This is a genomic window from Algoriphagus sp. NBT04N3 (assembly GCF_019443765.1).
In the GTDB taxonomy this organism is placed as follows: Bacteria; Bacteroidota; Bacteroidia; order Cytophagales; family Cyclobacteriaceae; genus Algoriphagus; species Algoriphagus ornithinivorans.
In genome coordinates, this window is sequence record NZ_CP048415.1 from 1,524,345 (window position 1) to 1,549,662 (window position 25,318).

18 protein-coding genes are annotated in these 25,318 nt (G+C 41.2%); 10 read left to right on the forward strand and 8 right to left on the reverse strand.

Annotated features, from left to right (window positions below):
• The first annotated feature begins 15 nt into the window (after positions 1-15).
• The 3 genes from GYM62_RS06545 to GYM62_RS06555 all read left to right on the forward strand — a co-directional run bounded on the left by GYM62_RS06545 (position 16) and on the right by GYM62_RS06555 (position 3,981).
• The gene (locus tag GYM62_RS06545; protein ID WP_219958810.1) at positions 16-1,482 is read left to right on the forward strand and encodes a TonB-dependent receptor; all 1,467 of its coding nucleotides are present in this window, start codon (positions 16-18) and stop codon (positions 1,480-1,482) included.
• A gap of 29 nt (positions 1,483-1,511) precedes the next feature.
• Positions 1,512-2,384, forward strand: coding sequence for a hypothetical protein (locus GYM62_RS06550; RefSeq protein ID WP_219958811.1), 873 nt, complete (start codon positions 1,512-1,514; stop codon positions 2,382-2,384).
• Positions 2,385-2,622: 238 nt separating this feature from the next.
• Positions 2,623-3,981, forward strand: coding sequence for a RagB/SusD family nutrient uptake outer membrane protein (locus tag GYM62_RS06555; RefSeq protein ID WP_219958812.1), 1,359 nt, complete (start codon positions 2,623-2,625; stop codon positions 3,979-3,981).
• 42 nt (positions 3,982-4,023) lie between these two features.
• Here GYM62_RS06555 and GYM62_RS06560 read toward each other — a convergent pair whose 3' ends face one another.
• Entirely contained in the window at positions 4,024-4,311 is a 288-nt protein-coding gene (locus GYM62_RS06560) for a DUF6520 family protein (protein ID WP_219958097.1), read from the reverse strand.
• 138 nt (positions 4,312-4,449) lie between these two features.
• Between GYM62_RS06560 and GYM62_RS06565 the strand changes: the two genes are divergently transcribed.
• Positions 4,450-4,608, forward strand: coding sequence for a hypothetical protein (locus GYM62_RS06565; protein ID WP_219958813.1), 159 nt, complete (start codon positions 4,450-4,452; stop codon positions 4,606-4,608).
• Positions 4,609-7,951: 3,343 nt separating this feature from the next.
• On the opposite strand, the gene GYM62_RS06570 is transcribed toward GYM62_RS06565, so the two are convergent.
• A complete protein-coding gene (locus GYM62_RS06570) occupies positions 7,952-8,611 on the reverse strand; it encodes a DUF6266 family protein (protein WP_219958814.1) in 660 nt (219 codons plus the stop codon).
• 516 nt (positions 8,612-9,127) lie between these two features.
• Positions 9,128-12,667 (reverse strand): chromosome segregation protein SMC, encoded by a 3,540-nt coding sequence (smc, locus tag GYM62_RS06575; RefSeq protein WP_219958815.1) that lies wholly within the window; start codon positions 12,665-12,667, stop codon positions 9,128-9,130.
• A gap of 873 nt (positions 12,668-13,540) precedes the next feature.
• Between smc and GYM62_RS06580 the strand changes: the two genes are divergently transcribed.
• From GYM62_RS06580 to GYM62_RS06600, 5 genes are all read left to right on the forward strand, one after another.
• A complete protein-coding gene (locus tag GYM62_RS06580; protein WP_219957577.1) occupies positions 13,541-14,539 on the forward strand; it encodes an IS110 family transposase in 999 nt (332 codons plus the stop codon).
• A 287-nt stretch (positions 14,540-14,826) separates the two neighbouring features.
• On the forward strand, positions 14,827-15,333 hold the full coding sequence (locus GYM62_RS06585; protein ID WP_219958816.1) for a hypothetical protein: 507 nt from the start codon (positions 14,827-14,829) through the stop codon (positions 15,331-15,333).
• A 73-nt stretch (positions 15,334-15,406) separates the two neighbouring features.
• Complete coding sequence (locus GYM62_RS06590) at positions 15,407-15,910, forward strand: ubiquinol-cytochrome c reductase iron-sulfur subunit (RefSeq protein ID WP_091653856.1); 504 nt, start codon at positions 15,407-15,409, stop codon at positions 15,908-15,910.
• A complete protein-coding gene (locus GYM62_RS06595; RefSeq protein ID WP_219958817.1) occupies positions 15,910-16,452 on the forward strand; it encodes a YceI family protein in 543 nt (180 codons plus the stop codon). The genes GYM62_RS06590 and GYM62_RS06595 overlap by 1 nt, the downstream gene beginning before the upstream one ends.
• A complete protein-coding gene (locus GYM62_RS06600) occupies positions 16,449-17,321 on the forward strand; it encodes a DUF5777 family beta-barrel protein (protein ID WP_250161378.1) in 873 nt (290 codons plus the stop codon). Before GYM62_RS06595 ends, GYM62_RS06600 begins: the two co-directional genes overlap by 4 nt.
• Here GYM62_RS06600 and GYM62_RS06605 read toward each other — a convergent pair.
• The gene (locus GYM62_RS06605) at positions 17,318-18,889 is read right to left on the reverse strand and encodes a hypothetical protein (RefSeq protein ID WP_219958818.1); all 1,572 of its coding nucleotides are present in this window, start codon (positions 18,887-18,889) and stop codon (positions 17,318-17,320) included. The genes GYM62_RS06600 and GYM62_RS06605 overlap by 4 nt on opposite strands.
• An 817-nt stretch (positions 18,890-19,706) precedes the next feature.
• Between GYM62_RS06605 and GYM62_RS06610 the strand changes: the two genes are divergently transcribed.
• On the forward strand, positions 19,707-20,618 hold the full coding sequence (locus GYM62_RS06610; RefSeq protein WP_219958819.1) for a YafY family protein: 912 nt from the start codon (positions 19,707-19,709) through the stop codon (positions 20,616-20,618).
• Positions 20,619-20,652: 34 nt separating this feature from the next.
• On the opposite strand, the gene GYM62_RS06615 is transcribed toward GYM62_RS06610, so the two are convergent.
• The 4 genes from GYM62_RS06615 to GYM62_RS06625 all read right to left on the reverse strand — a co-directional run bounded on the left by GYM62_RS06615 (position 20,653) and on the right by GYM62_RS06625 (position 25,303).
• Positions 20,653-22,149, reverse strand: a complete 1,497-nt coding sequence (locus tag GYM62_RS06615) for a M28 family peptidase (protein WP_339816278.1) — start codon at positions 22,147-22,149, stop codon at positions 20,653-20,655.
• A 39-nt stretch (positions 22,150-22,188) separates the two neighbouring features.
• Positions 22,189-22,749 carry a hypothetical protein gene (locus GYM62_RS21135; RefSeq protein WP_339816276.1) on the reverse strand — a complete coding sequence of 187 codons (561 nt, stop codon included), beginning with the start codon at positions 22,747-22,749 and terminating at the stop codon, positions 22,189-22,191.
• A gap of 1 nt (position 22,750) precedes the next feature.
• On the reverse strand, positions 22,751-23,920 hold the full coding sequence (locus GYM62_RS06620) for a C40 family peptidase (RefSeq protein WP_219958820.1): 1,170 nt from the start codon (positions 23,918-23,920) through the stop codon (positions 22,751-22,753).
• An 81-nt stretch (positions 23,921-24,001) separates the two neighbouring features.
• On the reverse strand, positions 24,002-25,303 hold the full coding sequence (locus tag GYM62_RS06625; RefSeq protein ID WP_219958821.1) for an amidohydrolase family protein: 1,302 nt from the start codon (positions 25,301-25,303) through the stop codon (positions 24,002-24,004).
• Positions 25,304-25,318: the final 15 nt, after the last annotated feature.

Genomic DNA, 25,318 nt, shown 5'->3' on the forward strand with positions numbered 1-25,318 from the left:
GACAAACAATCCGAGTTGTATGAAAACGGAGCTTTTGGCAGTCTGATCAGAAACCGAAGAAATCCCGTAATTCCTCCACTTGCCGAAACCCTCTACGCCTTTGAGCAGGGACAGATTTCAGCCCAGGAGCGAGATGCCGCCCTTGAGCAGTTCCGCAATGCGGATATCAGAAAAGACATCGACCAATACCTGACCCGTCCTGCCAGCCAGCAACAGCATGCACTCAATGTGAGTGGGGGAGGAACTAATCACAATTATCAGGTGAGTATAGGTTATGACAAAAACCTGAGTTCGGAAATAGCCTCCGATTTTTCAAGATTGACCCTTTCTACCCAGCAAAGCTGGAAACTGGCCAAAGATAAATTTAGGATTCAGACCGGGGCCTATTGGGTACAAAGCGATTCCTATAATGGCATGCCTCAGGTTGCAGGGCTCTTCCCATATGAAAGACTGCTTGACGGTGAAGGTAATCCACAGGAAGTTTACAGAGATTACAGCATTCGTTTTAAAAATTCTGTCAAAGACATACTTCCCTTGTCCTGGGCCTATGTCCCCATGGAAGAGATAGGAAAAAGTAGCACTGTCAACAGATCCCAAGACCTCCGACTCTTTGCTACGGCAAATTATCAACTAACAAAAGGACTGGAATGGTCAACCAATTACCAATATTGGACTAATAGGAATCAAAACACGACCCATAACTCCCCCGATTCCTATGCAGCCCGCCATTTGATCAATTCTTTTGCCCAGCCGGTGGGAAATGGGGAATTGGAATTGCCTATCCCGCTGGGCGGAACCCTGGATCAGCGGATTTCGGATTCCTATAGTCATACCCTCCGGACCCAGGTCAATTACCAAAAAAACTGGACGAATCACCGTCTGAACGTATTTGGAGGAGGAGAACTGAAGGATTTTCAGTCTGAATTGTATGGCAATACCTCTTATGGATATATCGCAGAAAATGGTTCCTCGCTTCCGGTTGATTACCTCACACGTTTTGTCAACCAGGGCTCCAGCCTTTCCAGAAATATTCCATTTACAGAGGAATTCGGAGGAAGGGTCAACCGTTTTGTGTCAGGTTTTGCCAACCTGGGGTATTCCTATAAGGATAAATATTTGATCAATGGCAGTTTTCGAAGGGATGCATCCAATCTTTTTGGTGTAAATACCAATCAGAAGTCGGTTCCGCTTTGGTCAGCAGGGATGGGTTGGATCCTATCGGAAGAAAATTTTATGGCGTCAAGCCAATGGGTGGATTTTGCCAAACTTCGACTCAGTTATGGTTTTAACGGAAATACCAATCCCAATGCGACGGCAGTTTCTACTGCCAGGAGGTTTGTGGCCGCCCAAAACCTGATTACACGCCTGCCATTTTTGGGAGTGGAAACACCACCCAACCCTGAGCTTCGATGGGAGCGGATCAAAATTATCAATGCAGGATTGGATTTTGAATTCCTTGCTTCGAGGTTTCGGGATCGGTAGAATACTACCAGAAAAAGGGACTGGACCTTTTGGGAAATATCCCCATTTTTATTTCCTCGGGGTTTACTTCGGCTACTCTCAATTATGCTTCAACCCTGACCAAAGGCTGGGATCTGGTTTTGAATACAGTCAACAGTAAGGGGGCCTTTCAATGGGAAACCAATTTCTTTCACAGCATTTTAAAAGATCAGGTGATTGAGGTGGAAAATTTACCGACTGCCAATCAGCTGATCAATTATACACCCGCATTGCCTACTCCAGCCGTAGGAAGACCATTGTTTTCAATTTACAGTTTTGAATTTGCGGGTTTGGACCCCAATGACGGAGCTCCCCTGGGAATTTTAGACGGAGAGCCAAGTCGGGAGTATGCGGCTATTTATGCCGAAGCAACCCCTGAAAATATCCAATTTCACGGGGCTGGCAGGCCAACTCATTTTGGTTCTTTCAGAAATACCCTGGGCTATAAAGGATTCAGTCTATCGGCCAATATTACCTACCGTTTGGGCTACTTTGTCAAAAGAGCAGGAGTGGATTACGTGGACATTAACCGGGGAGGCTTTGGTCACGCGGATTATGAGAGAAGATGGAAGCAGCCAGGGGACGAGCGTACCACAAAAGTTCCTGCAGACCCGGGAACAGTCAACCCTTTGATGAACGGATTTTATCTCAGCAGTGGGGCTTTGGTGGAAAAAGGAGATCACATCCGCTTTCAGGATATCCGGTTGGCTTATTCCTGGAATGCACAAAAATCCTCTTTATTGGGCTTGAATGGTCTGGAAACTTATCTCTATATCAATAATCTTGGAATACTTTGGAAAGCCAGCAAAGTTCTTCCGGATCCTGATTTTCAAACAGTTCAAAATTTAAGATCTATTGCTGTGGGGATGAGGGCCTCCTTCTGATAGCATGCCCTGGGGTAAAAGGGAAATAGATAAAGCTTTTCTCTTTCATCTCCCCGGTTTATGGTTTAGCCACCCCCGGGCTTTTTCTCAAACTTGGTCATAATACATATTTACTCATGATATCGAGCACGACGAGAACGACACATACTTAGGTGCCCCGATGTATCGGGGAAACTGTGCGACCTGCCTGACGCAGGCAGGGATTACAAGTGACCTTTAAAAAACAAATAATAAACAGATGAAAAAATTACATATCTTATTCGTTGGATTCCTGATCCTGGGGATTCAATCCTGTTCGGAATTTTTGGACAGCAAACCCAATCGAAATTTGGTGATTCCTGAGAGCCTGGATGATTTTCAACAAATGTTGGATGCCGAGCAAAGAGGGCTCAATACCTACCATATTAATGGACTGTTCAGCTCCGATGATATCTACTTTAGCGAAGGTTTATTAAATCTTCTCAGTTTTAGTCAATCAGCCCACTATTTCTGGGAACCTGAACCCTTTCTTCCTGATGAATGGGAGCCGGGATTTGCCTTTTCCTACCGAAAGGTACTCTATGCCAATCTGGTACTGGAGGGGCTTGAAAAGTATCAGCCTTCCAATGAAGTTGAACGAAAGCGGATTCAGGAACTGGGGGCTGCTGCAAGATTCTTTCGGGCCTTGGGACATTATGAGGTATTGATGCATTTTGCTCCTCCTTTTGACCCCAGCCAGAATGAACAGCAGGGGATTCCCATCCGCTTGACTTCTGACATCAATGTAAAAAACAGAAGATCTACAATGCGGGAATGTTTTGAACAGATCATCAGGGATTTGGAATATGGCTTAGCCTATTTACCGGCTAAGGCTGAAATTCCTACCCGTCCCTCACTTTGGGCCAATAATGCATTTCTGGGAAGAGTCTATTTGAGTATGCTGGATTATGAAAATGCCTATACCTATTCCAAAGCGGCTTTAACCATTGATAATTCACTGATGGATTTCAAGAACTTAGGTTCTTCTCTTCCTTACTCTTTTGAAATCTTTAATAAAGAAGTAATTTTTTATCAAAAACATCTTACCGCCCGCCATACGACCAACGGGGGTAGTTATGTGAATCCAGATCTGATCAAACTTTATGAAGATGGGGATTTAAGAAAAACTTTATTCTTTAGCCAGTCTTCCGGTTCGGGACTGTTTAATTTTAAAGGAAACTATACCGGGGATTTCTATCATTTTGGTGGAATCGCAGTAGATGAGGTGGTCCTGAATTTGGCAGAGAGCGCGGTTAGAATTGGAAAGCAGTCTGAGGCCCTCTTACAGTTGAATTATTTGTTGGAACATCGTTTTGATAATGATTTTGAACCTATCGCTGATGTGTCGGAAAGCAATTTGCTCAAAAAAATAATCGAGGAAAGGAGAAAGGAGCTGGTTTTTAGAGGTAACCGTTGGTTGGACTTAAAAAGATTCAATCTTTATCCCGATCTCAGGGTGACTTTGGAACGGAAATTTAACCAAAGAAAAGAGACTTTGCCTCCCAATGATCCCCGATATGCCTTTTTGATTCCTCCCGCAGAGATTAACTTGAATCCTATGCAACAAAATTCCAGATAAAAGGAGGGAGGAACTCTCCACCGGAAAGTTCCTCCCTGAATTTTAAGGGTGAGCTAACGGAAGCGATCCGTTTTTGATAAACTCACCTTGTTCTACCTGAGAAGAAGTAACCATAGGTTCCTCAAATGAACAGGTTTGTTGAACGGACTGATTACACTCATAGGTATTGGGACCAGGAGTGATGTCAGTAAGATCATACCAGATCTCGGTACCTGGTGCTGGATCTTCTGCATAGCGAACTTCCGGATTATGGGCGAAATTCATCGCCATGGCTAAAGTTGCCCCCAGCACCAAAGCCAGTGCAGGAAGCAGTTTTGAAAGTTTATTCATTGTTGTGGACCCTTTTTTAACGCATCAAAAAGGGACAAACCGTTTTGGTTGTTTGCCTACTCTAACAAGGGTTTTCGGCATCTCCCTGGAGGAGGTTCACCGGTATTGGCTTGTCTCTCACCCAAACCATCGAGAGAAATGAACTTCCGTATTTTAACTATATTTATCTCACTTTTTGCAGCCTTACTTGCAGGTTTTCAGGCTGCCGGGCCAGTTTCCACAGCTGGCCCTCTTTTTCCTCTAACCTTTGAGGTTTTCCAAACCTCGAAGGTTTTGGGAATTGGAAAAGAAACTTAAAAAAGAAAATTGAAAATCACCTAAGCCATTTGGCGCATTTGAAAAATAGTTGGGCCAAAATGTGCCATTTGGCGTGTTTTTAACAAAAAAAATGATTTGAGTCTAGGTAAATCCTCCAAGGGTTTCCAATCCCTTGGAGGATTATTGGTCCGGGAGGTTTTTTTAATAATCATCCAATTTGGATTTCGTCTTTATCTTGCTGGCATGTAGATTTCGTTTCCAAACAAGGTAAAAGGGCCAGCGCTGGGGGAGGGTTGTGTTTTCCGTACCAGGGGTTAAAACCCCTGGCTATTGAAAAGTTAAAGCCTTGCAGGCTTTGAGTACCATCGAGCTTTAAGTTAAGAGTTAAGTCGCTTAGCGACGATTGGTCTCCTAGCCAGAGATTTCAATCTCTGGAAATTAAGAAGGTTATGAATTTTTAGATGTAGTCCCATAGGGACGGCCGATATAAATGGTTATTTGAAAGGACAATCCTAAATGGGAAATTAATCTTATCTTCTTGTAGGCGTATTTCTACCTTCTTCCATACCTACGGCATGGAGAGGATATCTTAAATCCTTTTTCTACCGAGCTAAAATCCCTATGGGATTGGGTATACTCACAATGTTTTTCGGATGTCTTGCTGGCATGGTGATACCGTATCCAGACAAAGCCCATGCGCCAGCGCTGGGGGACGGTTGTGTCGTTCTTACCAGGGGTTAAAACCCCTGGCTATTGAAAAGTTAAAGCCTTGCAGGCTTTGAGTACCATCGAGCTTTAAGTTAAGAGTTAAGTCGCTTAGCGACGATTGGTCTCCTAGCCAGAGATTTCAATCTCTGGAATTCAGATAAGGTGTTGAATTGTTGACGAAGTCCCATAGGGACGGCCGATATAAATGGTTATTTGAAAGAACAATCCTAAATGGGAAATTAATCTTATCTTCTTGTAGGCGTATTTCTACCTTCTTCCATACCTACGGCATGGAGAGGATATCTTAAATCCTTTTTCTACCGAGCTAAAATCCCTACGGGATTGGGTATACTCACAATGTTTTTCGGATGTCTTGCTGGCATGGAGATACCGTATCCAGACAAAGCCCATGCGCCAGCGCTGGGGGACGGTTGTGTCGTTCGTACCAGGGGTTAAAACCCCTGGCTATTGAAAAGTTAAAGCCTTGCAGGCTTTGAGCACCATCGAGCTTTAAGTTAAGAGTTAAGTCGCTTAGCGACGATTGGTCTCCTAGCCAGAGATTTTAATCTCTGGAAATTAAGAAGGTTATGAATTTTTAGATGTAGTCCCATAGGGACGGCCGATATAAATGGTTATTTGAAAGGACAATCCTAAATGGGAAATTAATCTTATCTTCTTGTAGGCGTATTTCTACCTTCTTCCATACCTACGGCATGGAGAGGATATCTTAAATCCTTTTTCTACCGAGCTAAAATCCCTACGGGATTGGGTATACTCACAATGTTTTTCGGATGTCTTGCTGGCATGGAGATACCGTATCCAGACAAAGCCCATGCGCCAGCGCTGGGGGACGGTTGTGTCGTTCGTACCAGGGGTTAAAACCCCTGGCTAAAAAATCTCCGCTCCTTTGGAGCTTTTGATCCGAGTTCGATTGATAGTTTATCTTGCCAAAGGCATATCTTCTCTTATCTTAAAAAATATCTTATCGATAATCCAGAGTTAAGGAATATTTCGCCGCAGGCGTATTTCTATCTGTTTCCATTTTATTTCTCGAATGTCTTGCTGGCATTGAGTCATCGTTTCCAAACGGAGATTAAGGGCCAGCGCTGGGGAAGGGTGGTTCATTTTGGAATCCAGGGGTTAAAACCCCTGGCTATTGAAAAGTTAAAGCCTTGCAGGCTTTGAGTACCATCGAGCTTTAAGTTAAGAGTTAAGTCGCTTAGCGACGATTGGTCTCCTAGCCAGAGATTTCAATCTCTGGAAATTAAGAAGGTTATGAATTTTTAGATGTAGTCCCATAGGGACGGCCGATATAAATGGTTATTTGAAAGGACAATCCTAAATGGGAAATTAATCTTATCTTCTTGTAGGCGTATTTCTACCTTCTTCCATACCTACGGCATGGAGAGGATATCTTAAATCCTTTTTCTACCGAGCTAAAATCCCTATGGGATTGGGTATACTCACAATGTTTTTCGGATGTCTTGCTGGCATGGTGATACCGTATCCAGACAAAGCCCATGCGCCAGCGCTGGGGGACGGTTGTGTCGTTCGTACCAGGGGTTAAAACCCCTGGCTAAAAAATCTCCGCTCCTTCGGAGCTTTTGATTCGAGTTCGATGGATAGTTTATCTTGCTAAAGGCATATCTTCTCTTATCTTAAAAAATATCTTATCGATAACCTCAAGTTTAGGAATATTTCGCCGCAGGCGTATTTCTTTTATTTCTAATGTATTTCTCTTCCTGTCTTGCTGGCATTGAGTCATCATTTCAAAACGGAGATTGTGCGCCAGCGCTGGGAGATAATTTACCTTCCTTACCTCGGGTTGCACCCGAGGCTATTGAAAAGTTAAAGCCTTTCAGGCTTTGAGTACCATCGAGCTTTAAATTAAGAGTTAAGTCGCGTAGCGACGGTTGGTCTCCTAGCCAGAGATTTCAATCTCTGGAATTCAGATAAGGTGTTGAATTGTTGACGAAGTCCCATAGGGACGGCCGATTTTAATGCTGAATTGAAAGCTCTGTTCCTCCGCCTCCTTACTCGGGCCTGCGCGCCTCTGGCGTGGCTATTGAATAGTTCAAGCCTTTCAGGCTTTGAAGAGATTAAATTTTTGATCTTAATGTCTTAAATCAGAAGGATCCAATCCCCTTTCTCTTAAAGGGGGTAAGGAGGATTTTTCAATTTAACTCGTCCTAAAATAAGTTTACGGATTCGTGTCCGTCCCCCTCCTCTAGGAGGGGCTGGGGGAGGTTAACATGGGTTAAAAACCCTCCAAAGGATAGTAAGAAAAATGAAGGAGGTATTTTTCAATGATTTTTTCAAATTAGAAAACCTTTGGAAGGTTCGTGTCCGCTCACCTCCTTTAGTAGGGGCTGGCAGAGGTAGAAACCCACAATGCGGATATTTTTAAGGAATCAAGCAATACCAATATTCGTAAGGGCGCGGTGGGCTGTCGCAGCCGCGAGGAGCGCGTTGGCTAGTGCGGTTGAAGCTTAGCTGCGACAAGGCTTTTTGGTTCTTTTTTGCCTAAAAAAGAACAAAGAGAATAATTGATCCAATTTGAATTTCATCTTTGTGACTCGTCCTAAAATAAGTTTACGGATTCGTGTCCGCCCCCCTCCTCTAGGAGGGGCTGGGGGAGGTCATGAGAGAAATTATTTGAAAAACTGTGCTAATCTTAAGGCTTAATTTTTCCCAAATAGACAGAATCCGAAACATAGGTTTTCTTTTGTTGCAATTGTTCTTGACTAAAGGCCAGATAAACATGCCAAGAACCTTTCGTAGTTGGTGTAAGAGGAAGAAAATCTTCTCCTCTATCTCTTCTTTCTCCTAAATGATTCCAAATTCGGATATCTTCTTCCAGATTAATGGCAATTAAGAGTGCTTGGTCAGACGGTTTCGCAGATCCTGACCATGAGTTATCTGTCCAAGTAAATTGAACCCCATTCTTGTACCAATGAGCAGCCGCATTTAATGGACCGCTAAGCGAACCTGCACTCAGCTTAAGTAAACTAGGGTCTATTATTTTGGAATCACCATCTGATTTAAAAGAATTTTTTGCCATATAGGCAACAGCTGCATGATAGGGTTGTCTAGCTCCTTGCTTCATTTCCTGATAACTAAATCGAAGCAAGGGAACCAACTTCCGTAAAAACTGGTGAGTTTGTTTCATGACAGACTGAGATAAGCGCTTTCTTCTTGAGGTTCGTTTTTTTACTGATTTACTTTGTTTTCCAGGTTTTTGTCTGACATAGGTATTTCCACCAGATTGATAAAATACCAGCCCACCAATTTTACCACTGATTCCCTTAAGCATAGGGTTTTCTACTTTTCCCATATTTCTAAAAGTTAAGAGGTAGAATTTTAGCAATAATTTTTAAATTATCCTAAATATACAGTTTGAAAAAATCGTATTTTGATTAGTTTATATCTATTAAAATATTGATTGGTTATTGTTTTGAAATAGATATTATATTGGTCAAACATTGGTTAAGGTGATGCTTTTAAAAACCTTTCTATTTTAGGTTGATTTAATTTTAATACAGATTCCTCCCTTAATTGCTATAAGTTTTCTTTCTTTTTGAAAAACCCTGACTAATTCAAATTTATCCTAAAATAAACTGGTAGGTTAAATTTTTAGCATTAACCACTGGGTAAAAGTCCTTATAAATAAAAATAATTCTCTAAATGAATAGAACGCACATTCCTATTTAATTGCCAAATACTCTGTTGATTTTCAAAATTAACGGGCAATTAGGCCATTCTTAGGCAGGTACAAATTATTTTCTGAAATTGAGGTTTTTTTAAATTGATTTACTGCTTGAAATTGGGCTTTAGCTAAATTCTTAATAAATCAAGCCAACTCCCTCAAATCCACCGGCACTACTCGACTCACGCCCGCCTCAATCATCGTGATTCCATAGATAATATCCGTACTGGCCATGGTGCGCTTGTTGTGGGTCACAATGATAAACTGGGACTCTCCGCTGAATTGCTGGATAATTTGATTGAACTTATCAATATTGGCATCGTCCAAAGGTGCATCCACCTCATCAAAAATACAGAAGGGCGCTGGTTTGAGCAGATAGATGGAGAAGAGTAGGGAAGTGGCTGTCAAGGTCTTTTCTCCCCCAGATAGCTGATTGATAGTCAAGGGTCGCTTGCCCTTAGGCTTGGCCATAATCTCAATGCTGGACTCCAAAGGATTGTCCGGATCGGTCAGCTTTAAGTCGCAATCATCCTGCTCTGTAAAGAGGGAACGGAAGACCTTGATAAAGTTCTCCTTGATCTTATCAAATGCCTCCAAAAAGGTCTCCTTGGCCACATCATCGATTTCTTGAATGGTGGTCAATAAGGATTCCTTAGCCTTCACCAAGTCATCTTTTTGCGTAATGATAAAGTCATGACGCTCCTTGATCTCATCGTAGGCCTCCATGGCCATTGGGTTGATAGGGCCGATTTTCTCCAACTTCTCTTTATGCTTCTGAACCAAGCTTCTCAAGTCTTCTTCGGAGAAGTCTGCAAATTCTTCATCCAACTCTGGATTTTCCTCCATCAGCTGATCCAGATCCAACTCGAATTCCACACTCAGACGCTCTTTCATGGAGGTCATTTTCAGCTTGATCTCATTGATGCTATTCTGTAATTCATGCAACAATTGATCATGACTTTCCTTGGCTTTCTGTAGACTGCGGATTTTCTGATCTGTTTCATCAATCAAGCCCCGACTACCGTAATAATCCTTTTCCGCTTCAGTAACCCCAGCTTCTATTCCTTCTTTTTCTGAATACAATTCAATCAATTCATCATCCTTGATCTCATTGTTTTCCAATAGACCTTTGATTTCTGAATCCAAAGAGGCCAATTCAGCTTGGGACTTTTCTATACGCTCCTTGGAACTCTCATAAGCATTTTGCTTGAACTCAATCTCCTGCTCCAGGCTATTCACTCGGTTTAGCTGCTGATGATAGAGGATATTTTCCTGGTTGAAAGCCTGAGATTTTTCGGAAAGCAAAGAAGATTCTTTCTCCAAGTCCTCCGTCAGCATTTCCAGATCCTGAGCCGCAGATTCATATTCACCTCTCTGCTCTAATAAATCCGGTTGGATAGTGGATAGACTTTCCTCCAGTTCAGCAATTCTATCTAGGATATCCTCTCGCTTGTTGGCATTGGAAGAAAGTAATTCTGCCAGTTGTTCTTTTTTGGTTCGAACCGAGACATAAGACTGATTGATCTCATTGATCGCTGCCTGCTTTTCCTCCAATTGCTTTTTGTAGGAAATCTCCTTCAGCTTCATCAAGTCAGAAAGCTTTTGATCCAGATTGGATCGGGTAGCAGAAACTTTCTTATTGAGTTCTTTGATCTCCTTGTCTAGCTTTTCCAGGTTCTTGGCTCTACCGATTCTTTTTCCTTCGAAAAGGCCTACAGAACCACCGGAAAGGGAGAATTTACGTTTGGTGTATTTGCCGCTTTCGGAGATAAACACAGCCTCGGTGTCCTGAGGAAAATCCTTGTAATCTCCCTGCACGATGTAGACATTGTCCAGAATGAAGTTGATCAAACGACTGTATTTGACATCAAATTCTATGATTTCGGTGGCAGCGATGGCATTCGTGAACAACTTGCTTTGGCTGGATTTGAAGCGCTCAAAATGCTCCAAAACAAAGAAATTGGCTTTTCCACGGGAAGCATCAGAAAGCAATTGGATCGCTGCAATTGCCTGTGCTTCGGTGTCCACCACATAGTAGTTCATGTATCCCTCCAGGTAATTCTCTATGGTAACCCGGTATTTTTCATCCGTAGTCAAGAGATCGGAGAGGAGGGGTATATCTTTTCCCCAAGAACTGTTCTTTTTAAGAAATTTGATAGCCTCTGGAAAACCTTCCAGATTCTCTACCAAGGATTTGGTGAGGTTATATTCGTTTTGCTTGGAGTCTAATTTTCTGGATGAGGTGGTCAATTCCTCGCGGATCATCTCAATGACCCGATTGGATTCCTCGATCTTCTGGTCCAGGTCTTCCTGCTTGTTTTTCAAGCTGGTGAATTCCGCTGTTGCCTGATCCAGCTCTTCTTTCAAGTCTACTATTTTGGCTTCAAAATCCACCAAAGAAGCTTCCTGGTGGGAATCATCTGAGGAAGTTCTCTCAAGTTCCTGCTTTAAAGTAGATAATTGAATTTGCTTGATTTCTAGGTCTTTGCTGAGTTGGTAAACTCTTTCCTTCAATCCTTCAAATGCCTGTTGCTGAGATTTCTGTTGCAATTGTTTTTCAGCCTGAATCTCCTTTTGGGATTCGTAGGCAGCTCTGAGTTCAGAGACAACAGCTTCTTTTTCGGCCAGCATTTTTCCCGCAGATTCCATTTCCTGTTGAAGGGATCGGATGGAGAAGCCTGCTCTATCATTGGATTTTCTATCAGCATCTATTTGCTCCCGTAATTTTTGGGATCTGTCTTCCAAAAAGCGGAGACGCTCATTTTTGATTTTCTTTTCAGACTCAAAAGAGCGGATCTTATTGACATGCTCATTGAGTGTCTTTTGACGAGAAGCCAAGAGTTTTTCCTTAGAAATCAAATCTGCTTTCAACTGGCTTAACATAGCCTCTTGGTCTGCGATTTGAGTTTGGAAGGAAAGTTTGCGGTCAGATTCCGCCTGAATTTTCTGATTCGTTTCAATCAAAGACTTAGAGTACTTCTCTATACTTTTTTTAGCCAGATTGATGGAAGCAGACTTGTATTCAGCTTTGATTTCAAAGTATTTAGCTGCCTGTTTTGCCTGCTTTTCTAAGGATTTGAGGTTTTTCTCAATCTCATAAAGCAAATCTTCCACCCTTGCTAGGTCAGCATCTGTGTCTTCTAGTTTGCGAAGTGTTTCTTTCTTTCGGGTTTTGAACTTGGAGATTCCGGCAGCTTCTTCGAAGAGTTCGCGTCGAGAGTTGTTTTTATCATTGAGCAACTCATCAATCATTTTCAGCTCGATGATGGCATAGGAATTCGAGTTGATTCCTGTGTCCATGAAGAGATTCGTAATGTCCTTCAATCGACAGGTAACCCCATTGATCTGATATTCACTTTCCCCGGAGCGATAATAGCGACGGGTGATGGTGACATGGGTATATTCAGTAGGGAGGAGGTTTTTGGTGTTTTCAAAAGTGAGGGACACTTCAGCCAAGTTGGAAGGCTTTCGGTTTTTGGTGCCATTGAAAATCACATTTTCCATTTTATCCGAGCGGAGCATTCGGGTTTTTTGTTCACCCAAGACCCAGCGGATGGCATCGACTACATTGGATTTTCCGCAACCATTAGGCCCCACGACACCGGTAATACCTTTGTCAAAATTGATGACCATTCGGTCGCCAAAACTCTTAAAGCCCTTGATCTCCAGTTTACTAAGTAGCATGTGATTTTATCCTCTTTCTAAAAGCAAGTAAAATAGTATCATTTGAAGGAATTGGCAAAAATTAAAAGACTTTAGAGGAAATAAATGGTGTGAGAAATATAGTTGAAATAGATAGAAATGTGCCTAAGGGGAGATAGAATAGAAATACAGTGGAAATAAAATGAAATATGCCTGCGGCGAAATAATATTCAACAGATATGCTTTGCAAGATAGTCTCTCCTCCGTTGAGCCAGATATGCCTTCGGCGAGATATACCATAAATAGAACCTATATCAAAAGCTCTGAAGGAGCGTAATTTATTAGCCCCGCCTGAGTCGGGCAGGCCCGAGTGCAACTCGGGGTAATAATCGGATAATTGCATCCCCAGCGCTGGCGCACAATTTCAATTGTGACATAAAAACCGAATGCCAGCAAGATGAAAACGATTTTTTTGTAGGGAGATTTTCGAGATAAAATTGAAATAAATAGAAATACGCCTGCGGCGAAATACAATTCGACAGATATGCTTCGCAAGATAGGCTCTCCTCCGTCGAGCCAGATATGCCTTCGGCAAGATAAACCATAAATAGAACCTATATCAAAAGCTCTGAAGGAGCGTAATTTATTAGCGCCGCCACGGCCTTTAGGTTTGCAAAGTAGAATTATTTGAGAAAATCAGAGCTAATATCTTAACGATTATTAAGTGACTCAGATATTGAATAAATTAAAAAAGAATGGGGTGAACTTTCGCCACGGCTAGGCTAGCGACCTCTTGCCTGTATCAGTCCCCATTCTTAGTTGAGTTGCCAGTAACCAGTTAGAATTTTAGGCTTTAGGCCTGTTAAAGGTTTTAGTTTCCGCAACTCTCATTTGTTAAACTTCAATGTCTAAATTATGAAATTCAAATCAATTATTGGAGTCGATGTAAGTAAATCTACACTTGATGCCTATCTGAAGATCAACCAATGCCACGCAGTCTTTGAAAATAATGAGAAAGGTTACCAGGAGCTGGTGGAATGGGTAATGGAAAACTCTGGGTTAATACTCGCAGAAGAACTGCTTTTCGGATTTGAATCCACTGGGATTTATTCTTCAGAACTTGCTTTGTTTCTTGAAAAGCACTCCCTACCATTTTATATCATCTCAGGACTTGAATTAAAGCGATCCTTGGGAATAAGAAGAGGTAAGTCAGACAAGGCAGACTCTAAAGACATAGCTGAATATCTTTATGAAAAGCAGGAGAAGATTATCCCCACTGTTCTTCCCAAAAAGGTCATCCAGGATCTCAAAAAGCTGTTTAATTACAGAGAGCGACTTGTAAAAGACAGAGCAGCTTACATCACCCGTATCAAAGAATATGAAGCTGTAGTTTCAGAAATCAAATTAAAAGTCTATCAAAAATCCAATACCGAAGTGATCGCTTGTTTGGATAAGCAGATCCAAACCGTGGAGAAAGAAATAGACAAACTTTTACGCAAAGATGAACTGTTAATGAACCAATATAAGCTGATTAACTCTATCAAGGGCATAGGCCCACAGACAGCTGTTGCACTTATCGTCTTAACAGAAGGGTTTACCCTATTCGATAGCTGGAGAAAGTTTGCCAGTTATGCAGGAACAGCACCGTTTCCCAACCAGTCAGGTACATCCTATCGAGGGAGAACCAAAACCAGTCCGCTGGCGAATAAGAGAATTAAAACACTGCTGACATTATGTGCAGGCACAGCCATCCAATACAGCACTGAGATGAAGACCTATTACAAGAGAAGAACCGGTGAAGGGAAAAGCAAAATGAGCACACTTAATATTATCAGAAATAAACTTATTGCAAGGGCTTTTGCTGTTGTCAACCGAAATTCCAGCTATGTAGACATACTAAAATATGCCGCATGAAAAAAAACTGAAAATCTTCTTGCTTAAACCTTAGAATACGGACAGGCAGGGGTTTTAACCCCTGGTCCAAGAGTCAAATCTATTTCCCAGCGCTGGCTCGAGATCTCGCTGAGACACAGCACCCCAAAGCCTACCCAAATCCCAGAGGGATTTTAGCTCGGTAGCAAATTGGAATCGAATTCATCACCATGCCGTAGGTATGGAAGGCCTACATTAAATTTTATCATTCCAATCTAAATTTTAGACCTACTCTCAACAATCCACCCAAATTCTATTATCTTCAAGCTATGGACTTGGGAAATATCCTTTACATTTTGGCCGTTTTGGCTTATTTCATTTACACTGCTACGCGGAAAAAGAAATCTGAGGAAGGTGTAGACCCTTCTGATACTCCAACCAATCAACCCGAGCAAGGAACTAGTTTCGAGGACCTACTCCGTGAAATCCGGGATCAACAGAAAAAACCAAGAACGCAGGAAGCTCCCAAACCCATCAAAAAAGAACCTGCCCCTGTTCAAATGCCGGAGACAGTAGAGGAGTTGCCATGGAAGACCAAATACAAGTCCTTGGAGGAGCAGGATGATGAAATTCAGTATTACGAAGGAGCATTCAATAAAACCAAATCGGATCTTAGCAAGACTTCGAAAGGGGTTCCAGAAATCCCATCAGTGGTAGAAAGAGAAGAATCCAGAAAGTCTATTAGGTCCAACCCTTATGCTAGGCTTCTGAAAAACTCCTCTTCCATGAAAGATGCCATCGTCCTAAAGGAGATTCTTGATAGAAAGCACTTTTAATCTTTTCTCAAACATTTTTAATCCACAATTGCTTTTTATCTCGTTAGTAAAAATGTAACGACATAGAAAGGAAATGAAAAAAATTGAAACAAAATCAGGAAACCTGAGCTCCTCAAGAAGAGAGTTCTTAGAGAAATCAGGATCAATAGCTGTAATGTCCATTTTCGGACTTGGATTTTTCACTGCATGCTCGAGTTCTGAGGACATGGACCCTCAACAACCCCCTCAAAACCCACCTACATCAGGAGGAGGATCAAATGGTATCACCATTTCTGGTAATACTGTTAGAATTGACCTGGATGTTCAGACTGGATTGAAAACAGCAGGCGGCTGGTTGTTGGTAGTTGATGCTCAAACTTTAATCGTTAATGTTGGTGGATCTTACAGCGCGATGACTTCAGTTTGTACGCACTCAGGTTGTGATAGAAACTGGACATTTGGAAGCAATAAATTCACTTGTACCTGTCATGGTTCTGAGTTTGATACCAACGGAAATGTCTTAAAAGGACCTGCCAATCAGGCTTTGAGATCATTTTCAACAAGTATCAACAACAATATTTTAACCATTACTAAGTAATGAGAAATCTGATAATTGCATTTTTATTTTTTTTACCTTCTCTCGCTTTCAGTCAGAGTTTTAAAACTGAAAGTGGAGAGGCTATATTCCTTTCTAAAGCTCCATTAAATGAGTTTACAGGAGAATCTGAAAAGCTCAAAGGGCTGATTGATCTGGAGAAAAATTTGGTGGACTTTTATTTGGATTTAAATACTTTAAAAACTGGAATAGGCCTACGAGATAGGCATATGAGGGAAAACTACCTGGAAACGGATAAATTTCCCTTTGCAGAGTTTACTGGAAAAATGAAATCTATCCCTGCTCTGAATACCGGTACAACATACCCAGTGGCTGTGGTTGGTAAGTTTAAAATCCATGGGATAGAAAGAAACGTGGAAATTACCGGAAATCTCCAGAAGACCTCTAGTGGAAACCTAGAGTTGAAAGCCAAATTTGATATCCTTCTGGGAGATTACGAGATTCCGCTCCCTAAATTGGTTTTTTATGAACTGGCAGAGAAGCAAGAAGTTAGCATAAACGCCACTCTCAAACCCAAAAAATGATGAAAAAAATAGCATTTATTGCCTTTTTAATGATTTCCTTTTCTTCTTTCGCACAGTTGGAGCGAAAACTTGAAAATGAAAATCAACCGGTTGATCTAATTTTTCATGCTCCCCGCCACATCAATATATTAACTGTGGAGCCATTGGATAAAAAATCCATGCACTTTGCGATTATGCACACCTTTGGCACATTGAACGGTGGAATTGAGAACCTTTTTGGTTTGGACAATGGAGCAAATATTCAATTTAGCTTTGAGTTTGCCTTGACCGACAAATTATCAGCAGGTATTTCCCGTAGCAGTAGAGACAAGGTCTATAATTTGTATGGGCGTTATTTGCTCCTTGAGCAAACTCAAAATGACAAAATGCCTTTCAGTTTAAGTTTGGCTGGTGGAGCAGGTGTCAATACTTCCCGTTATGATTTCCTTCCTGAGCCTGCGCCTAATTTCTCTGAGCGTAGCAGTTATTTTGGACAGGTAATGTTGGCTAGAAAGTTTTCTGAAAAAATATCCCTACAGCTTACACCGATGATGGCTTATTTTGTAGATCCGAGATCTGTTTATCAGATTGAAGGAGATCAGAATTTTTATCTTGCCCTTGGCTTGAGCGGAAAATTCAAGGTGACAGACCGATCTTCTTTAACTCTGCAATACATTCCAAATCTTAATTCAGATTTAAGAAGTAATGTAGGTATAGGCTGGGATGTGGAAGCAGGCGGACACGTATTCCAAATGTATTTCGTGACCTCTCAGGCTTTAAATGAGCAATATTTATTGGCAGGTGGCAATGGCGTACCGGGAGAGGAGTTTAGATTAGGATTTAATGTGAACCGGATTTTTGCGATCGGCCAAAAGAAAAGAAAGTATTAATCCTTTCTTGTATAGGTTCTGGTTTCAATAAGTCCCTCGGTTTTGCTTGATTCCAAGGAATAATTGATAGGTATGGCATTTTCAAAATTACTCACATCCACCTCCTCTTTAGGATAGGCATGTTGGTAATATTGATAGAGAAAAAGTCTGATTTTTTCTGGCTTTAAAGCGATGATAGAGTCAGCTTTTTCAATCGGAATCAACTTTTCCATTTCTTCAGAATCTCCTTCCAAAAGTATTTTTTTACTGAAATCCAGAAAGTTATTTATCAGGATAGGTGATTCTGCTGTTTCCTCTACTTCTGAATCCAGTTGATTTAGAAGACTTTGATATTGCTTGATTTGATGCTGATAGTAAAAGGAATAAATGGCAGGGAAAAGCAATAAAATCGCTATTCCAATCAGGCGGAAATTTTTATACTGAATCCACAAACAAATACCCAAAGCCAATTGGAAAAATGCCATTTTCCAATCCGAAGTAATTGCGGAATAAGTCAAGCCTAATAGGAGTAAATTAGCGAGCAATTGCTTCCATTTGAAGGAATTGATCCAAGTATCCCACCCTTTTGCGATAAAAAAGGAAAGAAAGGGTATTAGAATAATCAGATGTCTAGGATTGAGGTAAATAGGGTTATAAAATTCCAGCGTAGAGCTCATAAACCAAAATCCAAGAATCAGGCAAATGAAAGCAAGGGTGAACTCAGGATGAGACCTTTCTTTCCATAATTTCCAAAATCCAGGAATAGCAAGAACTATCCAAGGCCAATAAGCCCGTTCAATGAATGTTAGAAAAGGAGAATATGTGATCCTTTTGATTATGCTGGAAATTCCCTTGTCGGCATAGGTGAATTCGGATACATAATGTCCTGCATTGATAGAGGTAACTCTGTAGAAAGGATCTCCAAATTTAGCCCAGAAATACCCCAGATAGAGCAGGGCTGCTGTAATCCCACATGCTACCAAGGTAATATAAAATGACTTCTGGACAGGCTTTGAATTAAAGTCAAAAAGAAATAAAAGGATAGGAAAAGGAGCCAGAAAAACGATGGTTTCTTTCGTGATGAAGCCCATGAACAAAGCGAAAACCATGGTAATACCAGAGATAAAGGGTTTTTCGAAGCGCAAGCTTGCAGCTGCTACAAATAAAGTGCACCAAAGAACCAAAAGGCTGTCCGGGTAGATTTTTGTTAGAAAATGCAAGAAATAGACATGCGTTAAAAACCAGAGTGTGAGGATGAGTCTTTCATTTTTTGAGGAAAAAAATTGCAGGAGCAAATAATAGGTAGCCCAGTAGCTTAAGAAAGATACCAAAGAGATCCAATGTATATCCCAGTCAAATAAAAGGCTGAAAAAACCGGCAGGTACAAAAGCTCCCCAGCGACTGGAAAAGTGATAGGAGCCCACTTCCATGGTTCCATTCCAAAACTCTTTTCCTGCAAGGATATAATAGACATCATCACTGAATGTGATTCCATCGTAGCCAAAGAGCCAGAATAGAAAAAGCATAAGACTTCCAATAGAACTGATTTGCCATTTGGAAGGATATACATTGGCTAAAAAAGATTTCATGATAGAATCAAAATTAGGAAAAATATGTACTTGAAAGGTAGACTATTATTTTTTGATTTTGGATTAAGAGAAAGATTTAGAGGAAATACAATTGAAATAAATGGAAATACGCCTGCGGTAAGAAAAGGAGTAATTGTGTAATTGGTTAATTGAGTAATTGAAGCCCAAAGCTTTTGGATATTATTGATCGGTTTTATTAGTTCAAATGTTCAAGGTTCAAGGTTCAAATAGCCCTTAGTCAAATTTTAGGGTTAGTACCATTTTGATTTCAACTATCAGGAGGTTGAGATTTGACTAATGAAATCCTACTTTCAAAAGCTCCAAAGGAGCGTGATTTTTTAGCCCCGCCACGGCGGACAGGCAGGGGTTTTAACCACTGGTCCAAGAGTCTTAGACCCTGAAGGGGTCGAAATTTATAATAGCCCCGAGTGCAACTCGGGGTTTAAAATGTAGTTTCATTTCCCCAGCGCTGGCCCGAGATCTCCATTTGGAAACGACTACATCGTGCCAGCAAGATATGATGGAAATAAAGTTGAAATAATTAGAAATACTCCTTCGGCGAAATAAATAGAAAAGGCCGATTAGATCAGAAGATATTCTTCAAGATTTTATCGAGATATGCCTGCGACGAGATATTTATCCCGTAGGGATTTAAGCTAGGTAGAATAAAGATTTAATGAACCCTCTCCGTGCCGGAGGTATGGAACTTTCTCTCTCCCCACCTTAAATACCCCTAATTCATTCTTTGACAAATTGTGTCATAAATCCAAAATTATCCAAGGAATACTCTAATTTTGATAACCTAATTTTGGAATCAATGGCTCAAGCAGGAAAAGTAGAACAGCAAAAAATCCTTCGTGTATTTAAGTTAATCAACCTCTTGCAGGGGAATATTGGGAAACCTGTGCACAGATTGGCTGAACTTCTGGAAACAGATGAGAGAACCATTTACCGCTATTTCAAATTATTGGAGGCTTTGGGTTTCGAGGTCATCAAAGAGTTTAGCAAATACAAACTCAAAGAACCAGCGGGGCAGGATGCAACTTTACATTACGGAAGTTTTTCTCCTGAAGAGAGCCAATGGCTTAAAAGCCTTATAGAGTCACAGGGGAAGAAAAACCTCTTGAAAGACTCCGTGCTTCAAAAGCTTCAGTTAAAGTCTGAGCTGAAACAGGGAACGGCAGAACTGTTTAAAGCCAATTTAGGTCGCTTGGTAGATGAAATTGGAAAAGCAATTCAAGACAGAAAGCAGATTTGGCTGAGAGAATACTATTCCTTGAGTTCTGATACAACGAGTGATAGATTAGTCGAACCAGTGGCTTTTTCCAGTAATTATGAATCTATTCATGCCCTGGAAGTGGAAAGCAAAGCCATGAAAATTTTTAAAATTGAGCGAATAGGAGAAGTGCTCATCACAAACGATTCATGGAAGTTTAGTGCTAAACATGAATTGCCTGAGGAATCCTTATTTGGGTTTACCGGTAAAAAGCAATTCAAAGTCAGACTAAAAATGAGTAAGAAGGCTTATCAACTCATGATGGAGGAGCATCCTAATGCAAGGCCTTTTATGAATATCAGAAATAGAAATCAATACTATTTTGAAGGCGAAGTTCCTCAACTCCCAGGTATTGCAAGATTTATTCTTGGGCTCCCAGGTGAGATCAAAGTAGAAGTAGGAGAGGAGTTAAAAACTTACTTACAAGATCAATTAGAAAAAGCAGTGTATTAAAAATCCCGGCCAAAATAATGGCCGGGATTTAATTTTACAGACTTGCTGAGATTCGATCGATTTTTTCTGCTAAGCTCAAAATGGCAGCAGCATATCTTTCATCCCATTCTTCTAATTTTTCTGTTCGCTCAATTGCTACTTCGTATTGAATTCCCGGAAGAATCCAAGAAGCATAGCCTGAGAAAGGATCATTGCAAACATATAGAGACTTATACCAATCCCCATAATACATACCCTGTGGATCTATCCAGCTTTTTTCCAAGCCAATTAATTCCTGATTGATACTTTTAATTTTTGATGCAGACAAATTCCCTTTATTCAACGCTGCGTTTAATTTGGTCTGATAGGCTGTAGAGCTACTTTCCAACTTATTCAGTGCAGCATTGACTAGATTAAATTCCTTGAAATCTGGAGCTATTCCCTGAACGTTTTTCACAGCTTGCGCAAAATGTCCTTTTAAATCCTGAGCATAGCGAGGGACATCGTAAGGAATTACTTCACCATTAGCCATCCTCAATGCTACCAAGCCAAATAGTTGAGCAACAGCTCCACCCATTTTGAAGGAAGGATCTACAAACTTGCTGTAGTAGTGAAAGTTATCATAGTTGCTATGATAGGCACTTATACCTCCTGCACCGCCACTTAAGCTAGGTACACCCACATGCATGTAAAATGCGATATGATCTGAACCTCCTCCTAAATTTCCAATCCCAGGTTCCTTTTTATCACCAGCCCAAACTTGAAATACCGTTTTTGCAGAATCCGGATACATCACTTCTTTAGATGCATCGATAATTAGTTTTTTGAGGGTTGGGGCAGCTGAAGCTCCAAAGTTTCTTCCTGAAACTCCTCCATCGAAATTCATATAAGTTACCGCCTTTGCTCCTAATTCATCTCTAAAGTGTTCTACCCATTCTGTAGATCCAATTACACCTTGTTCCTCTGCATCCCAATGGCCGATCATGATTGAGCGGGCAGGTCTTTCGCCGTTTTTCACCAACTCTCCCAGAGCTTCCGCCAAAGTAAGCAGCATGGCTGTTCCTGAATTAGGATCTGTGGCACCGAAGCTCCAAGCATCAAAATGGGAGCCTAGTATAATCCATTCGTCTGGATATTTGGCTCCTTCAAAAGTTCCAATCACATTATTTGCCCGGATAAAATTGATGGGCTGATCTACCATCACACGGACCTTCAGGTCAGAGCCACCTTCAATTTTATAGTCAAAAGGCAAACCACCTTGCCATTCTTTAGGAACTGCCTGACCAGTCATTCTAGAAAGGATTTCCTTTGCTGCACCATATCCAATAGGAGTGACAGGAATTTTATGCAATGCGACATCTTTAGGGTCCAGGCGATCTACTTTTACTGGTCCATCCAAAGGCAATGCGGGTTCATAAGGAGTCAATGGATCTCCTGTCCAATCCAATGTTAGCATAGAGCCTCTTTGAATGGTTGTTTCATTGTAATAGGGCCCATCAGGATACACATCGCCTTTGGTAAATCCATTGTCCTTAGGGTCAGTATAAACCACCAAACCAATAGCTCCAGCTTGTTCTGCAAACTTGGCTTTTTATCCTCTAAAATTCCCTCCATACCTAGCTATGGCAACTTTTCCAGTCAGGTCAATCCCCATTTCTTTCAGTTTCTGAAAATCTTCCCGAGTACCATAATTGACATAAACCACCTCTGCAGTCACATCACCGCTTCCAGAAAAGGCATTGAAGCCTAAATGTAGTCTTGGGTCTGAAGAAAAAGGATCTTCTTCGAGAACAGCTTCCTGTTGCGAAAGCTTCATCTGAACAGGGGATACTATCTCTAAATGAGATTCCCCCGGGTCATTAGGAAGATATACATCATAGGGGTAAAGCTTCACACTCATACCCGCATCCTCCATAATTTTAGCCATGTATTGCTGTACGAGTTCGTTTTCAGGAGTACCCGCGATATGTGGGTTTTTGGTTAATTCCTGAAGATGAACTTTGAAACGATCATAGTTGACCGATTTCAGATATGCAGCTTCAACAGATTTTTGCTTGGCTTGACTTTTTGTAAAGAAGCCATCTTGAGCCTGAAGCGAGATGCTGACGCTCAAAGCTCCAAAGAGGAGTAAGGTTGTTTTATTTAAGTTCATATTACTTGCTGGTCAATAATTCAGAAACAGAGATTACCCCGTCTGATTGTTGGTTAATAATTCTTTTTGTTCTTAAGTAACGATTGAGTTCGTACTCATCATAATTTGGGCTATTTGGATCAAAGCTGGAGATTCTCACTCTTCCTCTAGAATGAATAAACTCATTATTTCCAATCCACATTCCTACATGCACTACGCGTTCTTTCTTTTCTTCAGTAGCTTTTTCACCAAAAAATAAGAGGTCTCCCACTTCCAAATTATTCCAATTCTTATCAGTATCCACTTCTAAACCTTCGTTTACCTGCTGTGAGGCATCTCTTGGGATTACCTTTCCATTGAGGTAAAAAATGGTTTTGGTAAAGCCACTACAATCCACTCCTTTAATGGAAGTTCCTCCCCACAAATAGGGAATTCCCATCATAGACTTGGCAGTGCTAACCAAGTTGGTTGGGCTGGTTTCTCTAGACGCTATCCATTGTTCCCATGGCATTACTTCTGAAGCCTGAACCCATCCCTTTCGCCCATCTGGGAGAATAACTTCCAGCCATTCTGATTGCACTTCTTCGACTGCCAAAATATTTCCGGCTACCAAATCAGAAACCATCATTGATTGAGACGGGTCTTGCCAAACATGTCCAGATAAAGGGGTAAAAACTACCTTGGATTGTATAAACCAATTTGCTAATTCATCTTCAGTCATTAACTGGATTCCAGCCTGATCTACCCAGGATAAATAACCATCAGGAGTTTGCACCAAATACCAAGAGTCATCCTTTTTCAAAACTCGTAAAGGTGTGCCCAAAAGTGCTTGAGTAGCCAATTCTGCAGAATGCTTGGGCTGACTTCGGATGTTGGCAACAGAGATAGTAACCAATGCTCGGGTCTTATCTCCAAGTTCTGCCGAAGGTAGACGCATTACTTGATCCCTCACTTCTATTCCCTGTGATTCCAAGGATGCTAAAATTTGATTTAAGGCCTCAATCTGATCTGTTTCACCGCTAAGCGTTCCATTTTCATACTGAAGATCCCAGATTGCCACTCTCTTATCGGGCGCGACTTCTTTGCGCATTTCTTCAATTTGATTGAGAACTTGGTCTTTTTGATTGGAAGTATTGCAGGCTTGGAAGCCAATAATTAATAAAAAAGAGACTAAAATATTTACCTTCTTCATAGGGTTAGATTTGTAAAAGAAAACCACAAGCTATCCTTTGAGGAAAGGATTCACTTGTGGTTTAAAATTAAAGGTTCCTGATTAGTTTTTCTTCAATGCAGGAGATCTTTCCAAAAACTCTTGATACAATCTGATATGTCTATTGCTCAAAGGAATTCTATATCCGTTGATAAAGACATGCATGATTTGAGCTCTTGTTTCAAACGGATCTTCAGTGGATACGATTAGGTTAGCAACCTTTCCAACTTCCACAGAACCCAATTGATCAGCCAAGCCGAATATTTCAGCAGGATTGATAGTCACCGCTTTCCATGCTTCTTCCTTACCTAAACCATAAGCTGCGGCAAAAGCAGCGTGGAAAGGCAGATTTCTTACATTTTCAGAATCATTGGTTCTCAGAGCAACTTTTACTCCTGCTTTAGCCATTTTTCCTGCATTGGCATAAGCTGCATCATAGCGATCTGACTGACGGGTAGGTAGATCCTGAACAGGTCCTGTCAAAACTGGGATCCCAGCTTTGGCAATTTCATCGGCAACTCTCCATCCTTCATCAACACCAGAGAAAATTACCTTCGCTTTTTTATCAGCTACCCACTTGATGGCATTTTGAATATCTGCAGCGGCATTAACTTCAATCATTAGAGGAAGTTCACCAGCAACAACTTTTGCCAATTGGGCAATTTCAGGATAATACTCCAGAGTAGCACCCTTGGAAGTCAGTTCATGGTAGTTCTTAGCTTTTTCCCACAACTCATTTGCTTCCTTTTGAGCTTTCTCATTGTCTTTTTTGATATCCTCGTCTGATCTGCGATCAAATCTTCCCCTTCTTGCAGAACTAGGGAAGTTCATGACCACAGCCTTAAAACCAGCATACATTTGATCTGGAGTATAACCCACCAAATTGATCAAAGCGGCAGTTCCCGGAAATAAACCTCCCTGAGGAACAGACAATACCGTAGTGACTCCAGAAACTCGAGTAACAGGTACCGCTTCAGAGTTTGGATTCACTGCTGTCAAAGCTTGCATATTGGGAGTAAAATTACCTATCTCCTGATAGTCTACAGTTTCAGCCACTGAGTTGACTTCCACCAAACCCAGAGTAGTACCGCTATCGATCATCCCTGGATAGATCACCATTCCTCTGCAATCAATTATTTCTGCATCAGCAGCTTGGATTGAGCTACCAATCTGGGCGATTTTTCCATTCTCTATCAATACTGAGGTATTGGAAAGAACCCCCTTTGTGATCGTATGAACCGTTGCATTTTGCAACAAGAATTTGCCTGAACGAGGCTTTACGAATTCCCCATCAATCTGAGCCAGAGCCATAAAAGGCGTCAAGGCAATCAGGAAGGCGAAAAAGGTTTTATATATACTTTGCATAAATCTTTCTTTTCG